The sequence below is a fragment of the Acinetobacter terrae genome, from assembly GCF_013004375.1.
GTDB lineage: Bacteria > Pseudomonadota > Gammaproteobacteria > Pseudomonadales > Moraxellaceae > Acinetobacter > Acinetobacter terrae.
Window position 1 is genome coordinate 95949 of sequence record NZ_JABERI010000007.1, and the last position, 17575, is coordinate 113523.

At 40.0% G+C, this 17575-nt stretch carries 14 protein-coding genes; 4 read left to right on the forward strand and 10 right to left on the reverse strand.

The genetic code is table 11. From position 1 onward, the window contains the following. The 5 genes from HLH14_RS04280 to efp all read right to left on the reverse strand — a co-directional run bounded on the left by HLH14_RS04280 (position 1) and on the right by efp (position 5113). On the reverse strand, positions 1-906 hold the full coding sequence (locus HLH14_RS04280; protein WP_067725131.1) for a DUF58 domain-containing protein: 906 nt from the start codon (positions 904-906) through the stop codon (positions 1-3). A 12-nt stretch (positions 907-918) separates the two neighbouring features. Further along, the gene (locus HLH14_RS04285) at positions 919-1824 is read right to left on the reverse strand and encodes an AAA family ATPase (protein WP_214645713.1); all 906 of its coding nucleotides are present in this window, start codon (positions 1822-1824) and stop codon (positions 919-921) included. Positions 1825-1978: 154 nt separating this feature from the next. Continuing rightward, on the reverse strand, positions 1979-2281 hold the full coding sequence (locus tag HLH14_RS04290; RefSeq protein ID WP_067725129.1) for a YbdD/YjiX family protein: 303 nt from the start codon (positions 2279-2281) through the stop codon (positions 1979-1981). Next, positions 2278-4371, reverse strand: coding sequence for a carbon starvation CstA family protein (locus HLH14_RS04295; protein WP_067725127.1), 2094 nt, complete (start codon positions 4369-4371; stop codon positions 2278-2280). The genes HLH14_RS04290 and HLH14_RS04295 overlap by 4 nt, the downstream gene beginning before the upstream one ends. Before the next feature lie 172 nt (positions 4372-4543). Beyond that, the gene (efp, locus tag HLH14_RS04300) at positions 4544-5113 is read right to left on the reverse strand and encodes an elongation factor P (protein WP_067725125.1); all 570 of its coding nucleotides are present in this window, start codon (positions 5111-5113) and stop codon (positions 4544-4546) included. Positions 5114-5183: 70 nt separating this feature from the next. Here efp and epmB point away from each other — a divergent pair, with 70 nt between their 5' ends. From epmB to HLH14_RS04315, 3 genes are read left to right on the forward strand one after another with little or no spacing between them, the layout of a single operon-like run. Then, positions 5184-6200: an EF-P beta-lysylation protein EpmB gene (gene epmB / locus HLH14_RS04305; RefSeq protein ID WP_067725117.1), complete on the forward strand. Its 1017-nt coding sequence runs from the start codon at positions 5184-5186 to the stop codon at positions 6198-6200. Positions 6201-6214: 14 nt separating this feature from the next. Next, entirely contained in the window at positions 6215-7960 is a 1746-nt protein-coding gene (locus HLH14_RS04310; RefSeq protein ID WP_067725115.1) for a GTPase, read from the forward strand. Beyond that, positions 7942-10059, forward strand: a complete 2118-nt coding sequence (locus tag HLH14_RS04315; RefSeq protein WP_067725113.1) for an EAL domain-containing protein — start codon at positions 7942-7944, stop codon at positions 10057-10059. The genes HLH14_RS04310 and HLH14_RS04315 overlap by 19 nt, the downstream gene beginning before the upstream one ends. Positions 10060-10145: 86 nt before the next feature. Here HLH14_RS04315 and rpmE read toward each other — a convergent pair whose 3' ends face one another. The 4 genes from rpmE to HLH14_RS04335 all read right to left on the reverse strand — a co-directional run bounded on the left by rpmE (position 10146) and on the right by HLH14_RS04335 (position 14289). Then, on the reverse strand, positions 10146-10376 hold the full coding sequence (gene rpmE, locus HLH14_RS04320) for a 50S ribosomal protein L31 (RefSeq protein WP_067725111.1): 231 nt from the start codon (positions 10374-10376) through the stop codon (positions 10146-10148). Positions 10377-10578: 202 nt separating this feature from the next. After that, the gene (locus tag HLH14_RS04325) at positions 10579-11577 is read right to left on the reverse strand and encodes a bile acid:sodium symporter family protein (protein WP_067725109.1); all 999 of its coding nucleotides are present in this window, start codon (positions 11575-11577) and stop codon (positions 10579-10581) included. A gap of 148 nt (positions 11578-11725) precedes the next feature. Beyond that, positions 11726-12127 carry a lactoylglutathione lyase gene (gene gloA, locus HLH14_RS04330; RefSeq protein WP_067725107.1) on the reverse strand — a complete coding sequence of 134 codons (402 nt, stop codon included), beginning with the start codon at positions 12125-12127 and terminating at the stop codon, positions 11726-11728. 11 nt (positions 12128-12138) lie between these two features. Then, positions 12139-14289, reverse strand: coding sequence for an AmpG family muropeptide MFS transporter (locus HLH14_RS04335; RefSeq protein ID WP_067725105.1), 2151 nt, complete (start codon positions 14287-14289; stop codon positions 12139-12141). Positions 14290-14494: 205 nt separating this feature from the next. On the opposite strand from HLH14_RS04335, the gene HLH14_RS04340 reads away from it, so the two are divergent. Further along, positions 14495-17110, forward strand: a complete 2616-nt coding sequence (locus tag HLH14_RS04340) for a Lon protease family protein (RefSeq protein ID WP_214645714.1) — start codon at positions 14495-14497, stop codon at positions 17108-17110. 82 nt (positions 17111-17192) lie between these two features. On the opposite strand, the gene grxD is transcribed toward HLH14_RS04340, so the two are convergent. Then, on the reverse strand, positions 17193-17534 hold the full coding sequence (gene grxD, locus HLH14_RS04345) for a Grx4 family monothiol glutaredoxin (protein ID WP_067725102.1): 342 nt from the start codon (positions 17532-17534) through the stop codon (positions 17193-17195). Positions 17535-17575: the final 41 nt, after the last annotated feature.

A 17575-nucleotide genomic window follows, 5' to 3' on the forward strand; every position in this document is an offset into this window, starting at 1 on the left:
TTAAGCCTGCGCCAAAAGTTTTTTCGCCTGAAGCAACTGGTTTGCACCAACGCCTATGGCTAATTCAGCTTGAGGTAAAACTACCGCATAGCTACATTGCAGTTGCTCACATTGCTCAATCAGCCCCATCATTAAACTCAGTTTTTCTTCATGCTCGGCACTTGGCATATTTGCATAATGGATTTTCACACTCGGTTGATCATTATGCTGCTCAAAGACTTTGATATATAAACCTTGCCCACGTGCAGCCTGCTTCCAGGATACGGCTTGCAAGCTATCCCCCAATTTGAAATTACGCAGTTCACGAAACTCATCCATATCAGGTTCAAAACTTTGCTGATGCTGTTTATTTTCCGCATTATAAAATGCGGCTTTGGGTGCAACCCATGAATATTCCGTTAAATAAAAATAGGTCCAGGCACGAACTAGTCCAAACGGATAAACAGCATAAATCTGCACAGTTGGATAATGAAACTTGCCGCGTTTATCGGTAAAAAAAGACAGGGTGATTTTTTGCTTGAGTTCAGCGATGGAGACTTTTTCTAAATGCTGATCGGTTTTAATCCATAAATAACGCAACTGCGTTTGTAGCTGCTGAAAATGTAATTGCAAATCAAGATTATCCCCCACTTGCCCGATCTCGTTCACTGATATTTCAACACTTAGCTCATGTAATTGTTTAAAAGTCACATAAAAACTAATACATAAAATGGCACTGATCAGAAAGCAAAAACCCAAAATCAGGTTATTGGCATAATTGATCCCGGCAATAAATGTAATCAAGATCAATACCACATACAGATAGCCCTGTTGATAGATAAAAATCAGAATGTCTTTTTGCGATAGCTGTTTTATTTTTTCAAATTGAAAGCGTTTCGCTAACCATTTTTGCCAAGGCTTGCTCAATTTGATCTTCCTTTAGCTAATATTCACTTGCTGCATCAACTGCAAGGTTTCTGCTTCACTCAATCCAATCCGATGAGAAACTACGGCAACAAAAACGGCTTGAACATCATCCGGGGTTACATAGCTCCGCTGTTCAATAAAGGCATGGGCTTGGGCTGCTTTTTTCAAAGCCAATAGACCGCGAGTGGATAAACCATGCCGACTTTTACGGGTCTCAGTAGCCAAATCCAGAAGATAGTCCAGCACGACATCGGCAATATGAACTTGCGTGACCAATTGTTGCATAGCTAAAATTTCTTGCTCGTTAAAAACGTGCTCTAGCGTTGCAATTAAGGCATAACGGGAGTTTTGTTGTAATAACAGTTTTTCTGCTGAACGTGAGGGATAGCCAAGTGATAAACGCATCAGGAACCGGTCAAGTTGTGATTCCGGTAAACTATAAGTGCCACTTTGAAAGAGCGGGTTCTGCGTCGCAATGACCCAAAAAGGTTGCGGCAACTCATAACGAACTCCATCTACCGTGACCAAACCTTCTTCCATTGCTTCCAGCAACGCACTCTGGGTTTTTGGGCTACAACGGTTAATTTCATCTGCCAGTAATATTTGGGTAAAGATTGGACCTTGCTTGAACTCAAACTGATGTTCTTTTTGGTTAAACATATTCACGCCAATCACGTCACTGGCAAGCATGTCATTAGTAAATTGAATGCGCTGAAATTTCAGCCCTGCAATATGAGATAAGGCACTGGATAGGGTTGTTTTACCTAACCCGGGTAAATCTTCAAACAACACATGGCCGCCGGCTAATAAACTACTTAAAGCCAGTTTGGTCTGATTTTCTTTATCTAAAATGATACTATTGATTTGATTCAAGAATGCCTGAATTTTGACAGCATACGATTCAACTCGATCATTCAGTTGTTGTTGCTCATGTGTGAGTTCTTGTTTTTGAACCTTATTTGTACCCCAAATCACAGCTTATTTCCCAATAAAAAACGGTGCATGATTAACATACACCGTTTTGTCATTTTTCCAAACAAATCAAAAGATTTCTGACAAATGCCTGCTTAGATTAACAAGGGCATTTTTTCATCCCCCCCCCTGCGCTTGGATAACGTGCATCCACACAGTGACGGTAAAATGTTTTGGCATCCATTGCGACCAAGTCTGGATGATTCCTTTTCATATGCTCGAGATAAGTCTGATAATCAGGTACACCCACCATCAAGCGAAAGCTTTGCTGTAGACGTTGCCAAATCATCTGAATGGTTTTAATACCATTCAACATCAAAAACTTTTTCGGCTGCGCAAGCACTGTAAATTTAATGATTTTACCCAAAGCCAGTTTTTGGCGAATTTGATCTTTTAGACTCATTTCACCTCTCCCGCCGGGACTTCGTCACTATAAATGGCTTCTGACTCATGCGTGCTTGGATTAGGATCTGCCAATGCACGACGAATCACACCAATGGCAGCAAACAACATCACAACCGCCACAATCATAAAGAAACCGCACAGAATTGCATTGATTTGATTTGAGAATACAATCGTTTGCATTTCAGCAACGTCTTTGGCTGGTTTTAAAATTTCATTACGCGCAATTGCATCAGAAAAACGGTTGGCTTGTGCCAGGAAACCAATTTTTGGATTTTCATGGAAGATTTTTTGCCAACCTGCTGTCATACAGGTAATAAATAAGAAAATGGTTGGAAAAATAGTGATCCAAACATATTTCTCTTTCTTCATTTTGAACAAGATGACAGTACCTAAAATCAATGCCATTGCAGCAAGCATTTGGTTACCAATACCAAATAGCGGCCATAAGCTGTTAATCCCACCGAGTGGGTCAATCACACCTTGATAGACAAAGAACCCCCAGCCTGCAACAGCCACGGCGGTTCCAACCAGGTTACCAAAGAAATTGTGCGATTGTTTCAACGCAGGGATCACGATACCGACAGTATCCTGAACCATGAAACGGCAAGCACGTGTACCCGCATCTACCGCAGTTAAAATGAATAAGGCTTCAAACAGAATCGCGAAGTGATACCAGAACGCCATCATGGAACGGTTGTTAAAAATTTCCGTAATAATGTGAGCCATACCAATCGCAAATGTTGGTGCACCACCGGTACGCGAAAGAATCGTGCTTTCACCCACTTCTTGCGCAAGCAAGGTTAATGCTTCCGGAGTCACCACAAAGCCTAAAGTACGCACCGCTTCAGCAGCACTTTCAACAGTTGTACCTAATACGGCAGCGGGTGCATTAATGGCGAAATAGACCCCTGGCTCAAGAATGGTGGCACAAATCATCGCCATGACAGCAACGAAAGATTCCATCAACATCCCACCATAACCAATTACACGAATATCGACTTCATTTTCAATGAGTTTCGGTGTCGTTCCTGAAGAAACCAAGGCATGGAAGCCAGAAATTGCACCACAGGCAATGGTAATGAATAAGAATGGGAACATTGAGCCTGCAAATACAGGACCAGTACCATCAATGAAATGCGTTACCGCAGGCATCTTCAGTTCAGGTAATGCCACCATAATTCCGACTGCAAGACCGGCAATGACACCAATCTTCAAGAAGGTAGAAAGGTAGTCACGTGGCGCAAGCAGCAACCAAACCGGCAAGACTGAAGCAACAAAACCGTAAACAATTAAACACCAAGTCAGTTGCGTACCAGAAAGTGTAAAGATCGGTCCCCAATAAGGATCAGCTGCGACATTTCCACCATAAACAATCGCCAGCATCATCAGCACAAAACCAATGATTGAAACTTCGGCAATTTTCCCTGGACGGAGATAACGCATATATACGCCCATGAACAATGCAATTGGAATGGTTGCAGCAATACTGAACACACCCCATGGACTGTTGGTCAAGGCTTTCACGACTACCAATGCAAGTACTGCAAGGATGATGATCATGACGCCTAATGCACCCAGCATCACAATCACACCAGCAAAAGAACCTAGCTCTTGCTTCGCCATTTCACCGAGTGAACGGCCGTCACGACGGGTAGAAATAAAGAGAACTAAAAAGTCTTGAACAGCACCCGCGAGCACCACACCCACCAATAGCCAAATGGTACCCGGTAAATAACCCATTTGTGCCGCAAGAATAGGTCCTACTAATGGACCTGCACCTGCAATGGCGGCAAAGTGGTGACCAAACAGAACATATTTATTGGTTGGAACATAATCCAGACCATCAGCTAAACGATGCGCTGGTGTTAAGCGTCTTGCATTGAGTTCAAAAACTTTATTGGCAATAAATAAACTATAGAAGCGATAAGCGATGCTATATACACAGATGGCAGCTAAAACGAGCCAGACTGCATTAACATGCTCACCTCTGCTAATTGCGAGTATCCCGAATGACACTGCACCTAAAATCGCGACTAGAAGCCACACTATTTTTGAAGTTATGGTTAACTTCGGTTCAATCGTTTCCATGTAAATCCCTCATATCTAATGCATAAATCAGCGATCATTTTTATTGTTCGGTATACAGCTGTTTCTTCCTTTGCGACTCTACTCCTCATGACTTACTTTTCATCTAATACTTTGGCATAAAAAAAGGGATGATTTGAATCATCCCTTTCGATAATAGTCTATTTTAAAACCATTATGCACGTTCTAAATAGTCACCAGTACGGGTATCTACACGAACGCTTTCTTCTTGCTGTACGAATAATGGTACACGTACTACAGCACCCGTTTCGAGTTTGGCAGGCTTACCGCCACCGCCCGAAGTATCACCACGTACGCCTGGATCAGTTTCAACGATTTTCAATACAACGAAGTTTGGTGCACTTACTGACAATGGAACACCATTGAAAAGCATAATTGTACATTTTTCGTTTGAATCGTCTTTCAACCATTTGGCAGCATCGCCCATCGCAGTTTTGTCAGCTGTGATTTGTTCGAAGCTTTCTGGATCCATAAAGTTCCAAAGTTCGCCATCGTTATAAAGGTAATCCATTTCAACTTCAACAATGTCAGCACCCTCAAGTGTTTCATTGGATTTGAATGTTTTTTCTAAAACTTTACCAGTTTTAAGATTACGCAATTTTACGCGGTTGAATGCTTGACCTTTACCAGGTTTTACATATTCATTTTCCATGATTGAACATGGGTTACCATCAAGCATAACCTTTAGGCCTTGCTTAAAGTCATTTGTAGAATAATTGGCCATGAAAGGCTCACTCCAAACTTACTAACTTAAATCTATTAATGCTAGACTAGCATTATTTTTTACATGTGGCATGATAAACTATTTATATCAAGAGCAAAACTGGCAATCTCAACTCAGTGACCTGATTACTGATCCTTTAGAGTTACTTGCAACCCTTCAGCTCTCGCCTGATCAATTATTATCAGGGGCAATCCTTGCTTCTGAACAGTTTAAATTGCGTGTTCCACGTGCATTTGTCGGAAAAATGAACGTTGGCGATCCTCTAGATCCTCTTCTATTACAAGTCTTACCGCATCATTTAGAACTTGAAGATCATCCTGGTTATGTCACCGACCCTTTGGGTGAAGAACAAGCCAACCAACAACCAGGTGTATTACATAAATACAAATCGCGCTTTTTACTCACCCTAACTGGTGCTTGTGCGGTGCATTGTCGTTATTGTTTTCGTCGTCATTTTCCTTATCAAGAAAACCTGCCAAAAAATGAAGACTGGCTTAATATTAAAAGCTATATCGAAAGCCAACCCGATATTAATGAAGTCATTTTTAGTGGTGGAGACCCGCTTACGCTATCCAATCGAAAATTAAAACTCTGGATCGATCGCTTAGAATCGCTACCGCAAATTAAATTTTTGAGAATTCATTCACGAGTTCCTATCGTAATCCCCAACCGTGTCGATGAAGAGCTGGTTTCTCTATTAAAAAACAGTAGGCTACGAATTATTCTAGTGGTACACTCAAATCATGCGGCTGAGCTTGATGATTTTACTTGCGCTAAACTTTCACTATTGGTTCAACAACAAATCACCGTACTCAATCAGGCAGTTTTATTAAATGGGGTCAATAATTCTGCGCAGGTTTTAGTGGATTTAAGTTACCGCTTGTTTGATGCAGGCGTGATGCCATACTATTTACATGTGTTAGATAAAGTAAAAGGTGCGCATCATTTTGACTTGAGTCCTGAGCAGATTAATCTTATATATAAAGATGTTTTAGAGAACCTTCCTGGATATTTGGTTCCTAAACTCGTTAGGGAAATAGCGGGCGAAAAAAATAAAACACCGCTTTTTGGGGTTTCAACTTTTTGAGTTAAATAATAACGATGCTTATGAGTACTTCAGATATCTTCCAGACGCCAACAGAATTAAAGTTGGAACAACTGAGCTTTTGTCCATCTAATGCAAAAGGGCTACAAGAATGGGTGTCTAATTTATCCATTCTGCAACTCGGAAATTCTTCAAAAGAACTTTTCAATGCGTTACTGGAAATATCAGAACTTAAATGCCCAGAAATGCTGCGTTTTGATTTAATTCAAATCTTGCACCCAACGATTGATAATGTATTGATCAGCCTGGAAAAGCATTTTTTCAACCAAAGTCTTATTACAAGCGATCGTAGTGATCAAATCATTGAATTGGCTATGCTTTTGCGGAGTCATTTCGCCAAAATTTATATCGACATTTCAAAACGCTGTAACACCCAATTAAGTCTGCAAAAGTTTTCTATCTTTGCCTTTAATCAAAAGAAAAGTTTACAGACTGCCAGAATTGTTTCGACTTATTACGCATTACAGCAACTCGCGTTACTACTTTACCAACAACATTTGTTGTATAGCACACCATTATTTGGTCAATGGCTGGTCGCGCATCAATTGCTTGAATGTGCGATTAATAATAATTTTTATCAAACCAATATTAATCAAATTTTAGATACGCAGCATCAATTACAAACGATTGCTAATGCTTATTCACAGCTCATTTTATTGGATATTTTCAATACTCATCAAATTCGCCCATCAGAAATGCAAGGCTTATATTTATGTAGTTTTGACTGGGCAAAATTGGTTCACATTTTACCTAAAGAAACTACGCTTTCTCGCTATATTGTTGATACCAATAAAGATCATCCACCGGTTTTCAATGTCAATCAATCCAGTTTATATAAACCGACTATCTATATTTCAACGCAACATTTATTAGATCATCTGTCGGAGACCCAAACTAAAAAGGCGGGTTATTTGTCGCGTAATGAAAAGTTATTCCTGACACCAGCATTACACTTTCATATTCATAACCTGCTTACCACCAATATTGAACGTCGCCATGAGCGCTACGAATATTCAGCGCAATTGCAGATCTGTTTTAGTCTTTCTGTGGCGCACTTTTACTTATCTAAAGGTAAAAACTTTCACGAAACTTTGGATTTAGAAAATAATTATCAGTTCCAAAATGAAAGTAGCTTTATCAATTCCATGAATTCCAATATTCCTGCTGAAATCAACACAGCTAAAGTTTTGGATCGGGAAGCAAAACAAATCTATCCGGCTGATGTGCTGGATATCAGTGTCAATGGTTACCGGATTAAATGGACAGGTGCTACACCCTCAAATTTAAAAACCGGGGAATTTATTTTAATTCAGGAAAATACTCATAGCCCTTGGCGTGGCGGTGTGGTTCGCTGGATTAAACAGTCGACAGAAAAAAGTTTGGAACTCGGGCTTGAAGTATTGGCTCAAGATTTATTCCCCTGCTCAGTCATGGTGAAAACTGAGCGTAACAGCAGTAACTACCAACCGGCTCTTATCGTTCAAACTTCTCAACTCGATAATGTTTCGACCAGTTTAATTGTATCGGGCTCGCACATGTTTAGAGAAAAACAAACCATTCATTTGCGATTAGGAAAAGAAGAACTCAAAATTTACCTGACCAAAGCACAGCTTATTACTCAAAGTTTTATTCGTTTTGAATTTGAGTTGCTGAATGATCAGCAAGAAAGCCTGATCAACAACTTCATCAACAAACAAATGAATGAAATCAAGAATCACGATTTATGGGAAGCATTGAAGTGAGAAATCCATTATTGTCTAAAAAGTTAAAACGTACCGAGACACGTTTACTCATTATCGATGATAATCAAATACGTTTTAACCAGATTCGTGAGCTTTTAACGTCGAGTGGGCATGTTGTACAGGCAACATTGCTGGATGATTTACAAACTTTTGAAAAACAATTACATCAAAATTGGGATCTGGTCATTTTTGGCCGTGCCTACGACTTAAAATACGAACAAGCCTTAAGTTTAATCCAATTATCAAAACAACCGAACTTACCGATTATCCTTCTAAAACCAGAGGATTATCAGGCAGAGCAATATGCAGGTTATATCCGTAAAGGCATTTATGACATTTTAAATCTGGACTATCCAGATCGTTTTTATCTTGGCCTTCTCCGTGCACTTTTATTCAGTCGTTTAATGCTTACTCAACAACATTTAATGGACGAGTTAGAATCTGCACAAACGCATGCACAATCTTTAGTACATGATAGCAACAAGGCGGTTGCGCTTATTCAAGAAGGCATTCATATTCAGGCTAATCCTGAATATTTACAACTGTTTGGGATTAAAAATGAAGACGATATCGTAGGTCTTCCTTTGCTTGATCTGTTACAACCGAAAGATTTAAACGACTTCAAGTTACGCTTTAAAAAAATTACTCAAGGTCAGTTTGATTTAGGTCGATTAGAAATCGCTACCTTAAATGACCATCTTTCTATTCCGAATCCGCTTAAAATCGAATTTTTACCCGCTACGGATGAAGATGCATTACAAATTACTATTGATATCGAAACTTCAGAAGCGAGTAATGCAGCATCCGGAACAGCTGATAAGAATGTACAGAAACCAAATACATATCAGTTAATTAACCGAACTATTACTAAACAGCCTTCTGATATTAATGCATTAGTACTCTTCTCTTTAGCCTCTTGTCCTGAAACTATTTTCGAAGGTAACTGGGTCACTTCAAAAAACTATTTCAGTGAAATAGAAGCATTTTTAAAAGAACAAACCCATGTTCCCTTATTTAAAGTTTCACCCGGTATTTTTGCTGCTTTATTCCAGGCAGAATCTAAAGCAAAATTAGAATCCAAGCTTATTGGTTTAAGCTCACTCACCAAGCCGCAATTGTTGACCGTGAATCAATCGAGTTACCCACTTAATTTAAGAATTGGTTATGTGATCTTAGATAGTGAAATTCGTGACGAAAGCCATTTTGAACAATTTATTACTTCAGCTTACAACACGGCTTTACCACAAAATGCACCGACTGCAGGGCTTGAGTTAGAAACGCATTTAGATATCCCAACGATGGAAATTCGCCCTAAAGAAATTAAGCCGTTAAATTCTTTGCCTGAATCTTCATTAATCAGGGCTTTGGAAAAAAGCTTAGAGCGCGGAGAGATTCATCTTAAATATCAACAACTTTATGATAAGCAAGATACTAATCTATATACTTATGAAGTCACCAGTGGCTTTATTTTTGAAAATACCTGGAAAGATTTATCCAGCTTGAGAGAATTGGCAGAAGATCCTGAATTATCGATTAAACTGGATCGCTGGATATTAGTTGAATCATGTAAACAATTACATAATTTTATTACGCAATATCCTGAAGCAAAATTGATTGTGAATTTGAATAAAGAAATATTATTTCACGATCGAACATTCCCTGAATTTATTTCTAAACTGATCACGATTGTACGCAGTAAATTAACACATCCGCTGATTTTACAATTTTCAGAAGAAGACCTTACCCAGAATATTTCAGATGCACAAAAGCATATTACTCAACTCCATCAGTTTGGCGCTAAAATCTCCTTAAGAGACTTTGGTAATACCATTTACAGTGAATCTGCTTTACGTCAACTAGATGTCAACTGCTTAACATTACACCGCTCACTGACTCAAATGTTAAATACAGAACAATCTACTGAGGAATTACAGGAAAAAATTAAAACTTTCCATGAAATTAAACCCGTTGAAATCATGCTGCGTGAATTAAATGATATGACGCTCTTTGCCAATGCCTGGAATGTGGATGCACGCTTTATTCAAGGTGATTATTTCCAGAAAAAACTGGATCACCTAATTGATGTACAAGACCAATGAGTCTTGTACACATTTTCTTGCTGCGAAATACATAAATTTCAGGCATAAAAAACGGGCATACTGCCCGTTTTTTACATTTGACGATATTAGTCAGGACGTTTGATAGAACGTGACATACCTGCAAAACGTTGTTTGAACTTGTCGATACGACCACCTTGGTCAACATTCTTCTGTTTACCAGTATAGAATGGGTGGCAAGCTGAACATACGTCAAGGTAAAGAGTTTCTTTACCAATTGCTGAACGAGTTTCGATTACGTTACCACATGAACAAGTAGCAACTAATGTTTCATATTTTGGGTGAATATCGGCGCGCATCGTCGATTACTCCTAAGTTAAGAAAGGCTTATGCTGTCATCGCAATTGATCACTCTCATGATTCATGAGGAAAAAAGCTTCTTCAAAAAAAGCGAGACCAACACCATAACAGACCATTCTTTTGGCCCACCGAGACGGATACCGCCAGGGCTAAGCACAACAAGTGGGCGCAATTATACGGCAAAAAATACCAGATAGCGAATTATTCTTTTAACTCATCCACAGCTTTAAATTCATCCACAGGGTGCTTCGACCAATAATTGGCAATCACACCACATACCATAAGCTGAATTTGGTGAAAAATCATAATCGGTAAAATAATCATGCCTAAAGGCTGTCCGATAAATAGGATTTGTGCCATCGGCACACCACTGGCTAAAGTTTTTTTAGAACTGCAAAAAAACATTGCAATTTGATCTTCCCGATTAAAACCCATCCATTTCGGAATGTATAAAGCCAGCAGCATGATGAGGGTTAAAAACACTGAACAAGCCAGAGTCAAAACCAACAACGTTTCCCAACTCACCACTTCCCACAGTCCCGCAACGACTGCCCCGCTAAAAGCACCATAGACCACCATCAAAATAGTGCCCTGATCGAATGCTTTAACGATACCCGGTAATTTCAACATGTAAGGATAAACATAAGGACGTAATATCTGCCCCAATATAAATGGCACCAGCAACAATAAGGTAATTTGAACAATCGAAGATGTAGGGTCAAAGCCATGTTTTGACTGACCTAAAATAAAAAAACTGACCAATACTGGGGTAATAAACATCCCAATTATATTGGAAAATGAAGCACTACATACAGCACTGGCCACATTGCCTTTTGCAACCGAGGTAAAAGCAATAGAAGATTGTACTGTCGATGGCAAGAAGCACATGAACAAAAAGCCCCAGTACAACTCCTGCCCCAAAACAGGCAATAAAAGCGGCTTTGCCAACAGACCTAAAAGCGGAAAGAGGGCAAATGTAAAAGCAAACACCACCAGATGAAATTTCCAATGCATGATGCCTTGAACGACTGCTTCTCTGGACAGTTTTGTGCCATGTAAAAAGAATAAAATCGCAATTGCGCCAGAAGTAATCACCCCAAAGATATTTGCAGCAAGACCTGATACTGGGACTATCGTTGCCAAGATCACCATGACAATCAGCAAAATAGTAAAGCGGTCCAATGCCAACAATTTTAACATTGCTACGTCCTGTATTTATTGAAAAATATAAAAAAGCCCAATAAGTGAATTTACCTGATGGTAAAGTTTCATCTTACTGGGCTGAATAAATAAAGCCAGCTTTTCAACGCAATGTTGAATATTTAGTTTATCTATACCGCATTATTCATTAATTATTGCGTGCATCTTTATCTTGCTGAATCAGCTCGATTTTATAACCGTCTGGATCTTCAACAAAAGCGATGACTGTTACGCCGCCTTTCATTGGACCCGCTTCACGCACCACTTTACCACCACGTGCCTTAATTTCTTCACAGGCTTTATAAGCATCATCTACCGCAATGGCGATGTGACCATAAGCATTGCCCAACTCATAACTTGCAGTATCCCAGTTATGCGTCAGTTCTAAAACTGTATGATTTTCTTCATCGCCATAACCCACAAAGGCTAAAGTAAAACGACCTTCTTCATAATCACGTTTACGAAGCAAAGTCATACCGAGCACTTCAGTATAGAACTTTAAAGATTGTTCCAAATTGCCTACACGTAACATGGTATGCAGCATGCGCATATGATTCATCCTTATTGAGTCTTTGTATCTTGATGTTCACGTAATAACTTCGCCACCCACACCACTAAAATTAAAATTGGAATACCAATCAGTGTGGTCATGAGGAAGAAATTCGGATAACCAATATTGCTGACTATAGTACCCGAATAACCGCCTAAAATCTTGGGGGTTAAAGTCATGAGCGAGCTAAAAATCGCGTATTGCACTGCGGTAAATGACACACTGGTCAAGCTCGACAAGAAAGCAATAAACGCAGCGCCCGCTAAACCTGATGCCAAATTATCCACAATAATGGCGAAATATAACCAAAGAGAACTATAAGGTTTAATCACCTTGCCTGTAATTTCAACTTCGTCAGTGGATTGGGCATTTACGACGGGTAAAGGCTGAACATCAACATCTAAATCTTTAGCGGTGCTCAAATTCATATTGGCAGTATAGCGACGTTGAGCCGTTGACAAGACTTGATTATTTTCAACAACTTCAGCAACAAGGTTCTTAGATGTTGAATTGATTAAAACCTTTGCCGGAATTGCCGCACTAAAAATGCCTATTTTATCGAGATTTGCATCAAAAGTTTGACCATCTAAACTTAAGACAATTTTTTGAGATTCAGATAAAGGTTGCCCAAAATACTGCCCACGAATCACCAAACTGTTATTTTTCTCATATAAAGCAATGGTATTGTCACTGGTCACAGGCAATATCTGCATGCTGGATTGTTTTGCATCCTGCTTTAAATACGGCAATGTCGTAACTGCGGTATCTTGAGAACCGTCCTGATATTGGGCAGCAACTTGCAGTTCATCTGCTTGTGCCAAAACCTGACTGGGTACTTTGAGTTTCCAGTATCCCACTTCATCGGACTGAACTTTATAATTCTGCTGCCCAACTGTGACATTAACATCATTGATTTGCTGTCCTGATTTCACCAAGCCAACGAATATCAAATTGGTTGAACTGGCCAATACTGCACCAACAAACATTAACTTCATAATGTTCATGCGCTGTGCCAGCAAACCGCCTAAGAAACCACCAACCAAGCTAAAAATCACCCCATAAATTTTCACCGCTTCGGCAATTTGCTCTTTGGTGAAATTCAGATCTTGATAGAACACATTGGAAATGACACCGGCAATAATGTCGGAAATACGGTAAAAACCAATTAACAGCAACAACACTAAGGCCAGTTTCACGCCATAGCGTTTAAAGAAATCTGCAATCGGATTGACCCAGGTTTCAAATGCCATTTGCTTATTTACGGCACCCATTTTCACCAGCAATGTACCGACCAATACGGCAACAGCGGCAGAGCCAATAAAACGTAAAGCTTCAAAGCAAAACAGCAAGAAAGAATCTGAAATTTCAAATTGTGATTTAACTGCTTCAGTTAAAGTACCCGAGAAAATGTAGCTCAGTACAAAACTGATCACTGCTACAAAGAACACCGCGACCAAACGGTAGTAATCTGTACGTTTATAATCCTTATAGATCCGATTCACTTGCGGTTCACGAATGACCAACGTTGTGATAATCCCCACCACCATCACTGCAGCCATGGCTAAATAAGTGATTTTCCATGCACTATAAATATAGTTGCCTTTCGCTGTACCCAATGAGGCCGCTAAAAATAATGCTCCTGCACCCGCCACAATCATCCCGATGCGATAACCGGCATTATAAGTCGAAGCCAGAACGGTCTGCATTTGTGTTTCAGCCAGTTCAATACGATAAGCATCAATGACAATATCTTGGGTAGCCGCAGAAAAGCCCAGTAACACTGCACCCACCGCCATTTGGTACAAATAACTTTGCCCTAATGCAGGGTTTGAAAATGCCATAATACAAATGGCACAGATAATCAGCACTTGAGCAATCAGCAACCATGCCCGACGACGACCGAGTATTTTTGTCAGTACCGGAACCGGTAACTCATCGATTAACGGTGCCCAAACAAACTTGAAGGAATAGCCTAATGCTGCCCAGCTAAAAAAAGTCACTGCACTTTTATCAATTCCGGCCTCTCCAAGCCATAAAGACAGGCTTGAAAAAATCAGTAATATCGGAATACCTGCGGAGAAACCCAAAAACAGCATAATAAGGGCACGGCGATCAAGAAATGCCGTAAAGGCCGATTTCCATCCAGTAGATTGTGTTGTCATTGATTTATTATGTTCTGCAAAAACTCAATGTCGCTATTCAAACGCGTAATGCGATAGGTTTCAACAATATTTACGAAATGATTATTTTATTTTATCGATTAAAGCATCATGTCCGCTTGAATTTTTCAAACAAACCTGTATACCTTTAAATCTCTACCGCAATATTTCGTTTTGGATTTTCACAGTGACCCAAAGACTCGAGCAAATGAACTCTTCTTTATCCGCCAATATTATCAGCACCATTGAACAACCGAGCCAAAACATTTTAACTTCAGCATTTGAACAACCAGAAATACAAAGCACTTTAGAAAAAACCAAACTGAAATCTGAACAACTGACGCATATTCCTAATTACGATAAAATTCCTGCGTCAACACGTCGACTGAAACCTCTGAATAATTTCCTGGGGCAAGATCGCGCGCGTGCCTCTGTAGAAGCAGGTATTGCTTTACCTTATTCAGGCTATAACATTTTTGCTGTGGGTACGGCGGGCCTCGGCAAACGCACCATGATCAAGCGTTTATTGCAACAACACGCCAAAACCATGCCGACACCAAACGACTGGGTCTATGTCAATAATTTCAAATTGCCGCGTCAACCGATTGCGCTAGAGCTTCCATCGGGTCAAGCAGCTAAGTTTCAAACGCTGTTGCATCAAACTTGGCAAACCATCTTAAAGCAATTAGAACGCCGTTTTACCGCAGAAATTTATCACAATCGAATTGAGCTTATTCGCCAGCAAATCGGGGATGAGCAACAGCAAGCGTTAATTGAACTCACCAAAGAAGGTGAAGCGCTGGATTTGAAACTAATTACACGTCATGAAGAACATTGTTTTGTTCCGGTTCATTTCATTGATGATTCCCCTCAAGAAATGACCTCAGAGGAAATTAATGCGCTAAACAGTAAAGAACGTGCTGAAATTTCAACCAACATGCGTTACATGGACAAAAAACTGGAACGCTTAGGCTTGCATTTAGGCGATTTGGAAGATGATGCACGCGACAAAGTGCAAAGCTTAAATCGTGATATTGCAAAACAAGTGGTGATGCCGCGTATTGAGCAAATCCTGAATAAATTTGGTGAAGTCGAAGGCTTAAAAGACTATCTCAAATATTATGCCGAAGACATTATTAACAATGTCGAAATCGTGCTTGAACAAGAAGAAGATGACTTTACTCCAGGTCTGTTCAGTCGTGTGCCTGCGCGTTATCAAGCCAATATCATTGTGTCATATAAGCCGAATTCTGGCGCACCGGTGATTTTTGAAGACTTCCCAACACATTACAATTTATTGGGTCATGTCGAACAGCTGACTCAAAATGGCACCATCACCACAGACTTCACCCTGATTCGCCCAGGCACGTTACATAAAGCCAATGGCGGCTTTTTAATGCTCGAAGCGGAGCAACTGCTCGAACAGCCTTATGCATGGCAAGGTTTAAAACGCGCCTTAAAATCAGGGCAACTGAAATTATCTTCACTGGAACACATGCTGACTTTAACAGGCAGCATTTCGATTGAACCTCAAGCTATTCCATTGAATTTAAAAGTAGTTTTACTTGCAGAACCTGAAGTTTATTATGAAATACTAGAAGTTGAACCAGAACTGGGTAGTGTATTTAAAATTCGCGCTGACTTTACCGATACATTACAACGTAATGACAGTAATGAGCAGGCGTATATGCAGCTGATTGCCGATTATGTGCAAGCAGACAAATTACTACCTTTTGACCGTTCTGCTTTAGCTGCATTACTGACCGATTCAAGTCGTCAAGCTGAAGACCAAAGTTCATTGTCATTACATGCTTTGACTTTGGGTGATTTGATTCGCGAAGCACATCATCATGCTGAGAAATCGGGTGACAAAATCGTTAGCGATAAACATATCAATACCGCACTCGACCATCGTAAGTACCGCCTCGGTTATTTACGTGAATTGTATTGGGAAGATTTATCTCGTGGCACACAGCTCATTGAAACCAAAGGTCATCGTTTAGGACAGATCAATGCCCTCTCTGTGATTCAGTATGCAGATGTTGAATTTGGTTTGCCTTCACGTTTAACTGCTTCAGTTTATCAAGGTGGCGGTGATATTCTGGATATTGAGCGTAGTGTAGAACTCGGTGGTTCATTACATGCCAAAGGTGTGTTATTGATGTCGAGTTTCTTAAAGGCGCATTTTGGTCGTGAACAGATTCTGCATTTCTCTGCTGCCCTCGCCTTTGAACAAAGCTATGGTCAGGTGGATGGTGACAGTGCAACCGTAGCTGAACTTTCTGCATTATTGTCTGCGATTAGCCAACTGCCGATTGACCAGTCTTGGGCAATCACCGGTTCAATGAATCAGCTCGGTCAAGTACAACCGATTGGCGGTGTAAATGCAAAAATTGAAGGCTTCTTCGATGCTTGTAAATTACAAGGCTTAACCGGCAAACAAGGTGTGATTATTCCACGCCAAAACATGCAACATTTGATGTTGCGACACGATGTCATTGAAGCGGTTGAAAAAGGTCAATTTCATATTCATGCCATTCAAACCATCGACCAGGCTTTAGAAATTCTCATGGCTCGCCCTGTCGGCACTCTAAATAAGAAAGGTCGCTATAGCAAAAATTCAATTTATGCTGCTGTTATGGAGCAACTTGAATATTGGCAAGCCATCGAAGATGGTGCAGCGTTTGAGGAAGAGACCAAGAAAAAGAAAAAAAAGAAAAAAAAGTCCAAGAAAAAGCTGAAAGAAGAAGCGGAAAAACAACCTGTTCCTGCTGATGTAGTCGAATCTAAAAACGCCGAAAAGAATAAGGCAGAAGTAGAGTAATCTGCTTCTTTAAAAATCCTTAATTAAAAACAAGCATTAAAAAAGCGCCACAAGGCGCTTTTTTAATCACTTCACAACTGAATTAAGCTTCAGGTGCTGGGCTGTGCTGTTCTACCAAAGATTTTAATTCACCTTTTTGGAACATATCAAGCATGATGTCGCTGCCACCAATTAATTCGCCATTGATCCACAATTGTGGAAATGTAGGCCAATTTGCAATTTGCGGTAAAGTTGCGCGAATGTCTTGGTTTTCCAAAATGTTTACATAAGCAAATGGACGACCAATTTGACTGAGTGCTTCTACCGCACGTGCAGAGAAACCACATTGTGGGAATTGCGGCGTACCTTTCATATAAAGAAGTACTGCATGTTTAGCAATTTGGTCACGAATTAACGCTTCAGTGTCGCGTGCTTGTTCAGTCATTGATAAATCCTCAACTAATCTGCCTCGCATTATACCCAAAA

What these genes read in the sequence shown, in the direction of transcription:
- HLH14_RS04290 (WP_067725129.1), bottom strand. Translation starts at nt 2,281, where the DNA reads ATGAGTCTAAAAGATCAAATTCGCCAAAAACTGGCTTTGGGTAAAATC.
- HLH14_RS04295 (WP_067725127.1), bottom strand. Translation starts at nt 4,371, where the DNA reads ATGGAAACGATTGAACCGAAGTTAACCATAACTTCAAAAATAGTGTGG.
- efp (WP_067725125.1), bottom strand. Translation starts at nt 5,113, where the DNA reads ATGGCCAATTATTCTACAAATGACTTTAAGCAAGGCCTAAAGGTTATG.
- epmB (WP_067725117.1), top strand. Translation starts at nt 5,184, where the DNA reads ATGATAAACTATTTATATCAAGAGCAAAACTGGCAATCTCAACTCAGT.
- HLH14_RS04310 (WP_067725115.1), top strand. Translation starts at nt 6,215, where the DNA reads ATGCTTATGAGTACTTCAGATATCTTCCAGACGCCAACAGAATTAAAG.
- HLH14_RS04315 (WP_067725113.1), top strand. Translation starts at nt 7,942, where the DNA reads ATGGGAAGCATTGAAGTGAGAAATCCATTATTGTCTAAAAAGTTAAAA.
- rpmE (WP_067725111.1), bottom strand. Translation starts at nt 10,376, where the DNA reads ATGCGCGCCGATATTCACCCAAAATATGAAACATTAGTTGCTACTTGT.
- HLH14_RS04325 (WP_067725109.1), bottom strand. Translation starts at nt 11,577, where the DNA reads ATGTTAAAATTGTTGGCATTGGACCGCTTTACTATTTTGCTGATTGTC.
- gloA (WP_067725107.1), bottom strand. Translation starts at nt 12,127, where the DNA reads ATGCGCATGCTGCATACCATGTTACGTGTAGGCAATTTGGAACAATCT.
- HLH14_RS04335 (WP_067725105.1), bottom strand. Translation starts at nt 14,289, where the DNA reads ATGACAACACAATCTACTGGATGGAAATCGGCCTTTACGGCATTTCTT.
- HLH14_RS04340 (WP_214645714.1), top strand. Translation starts at nt 14,495, where the DNA reads ATGAACTCTTCTTTATCCGCCAATATTATCAGCACCATTGAACAACCG.
- grxD (WP_067725102.1), bottom strand. Translation starts at nt 17,534, where the DNA reads ATGACTGAACAAGCACGCGACACTGAAGCGTTAATTCGTGACCAAATT.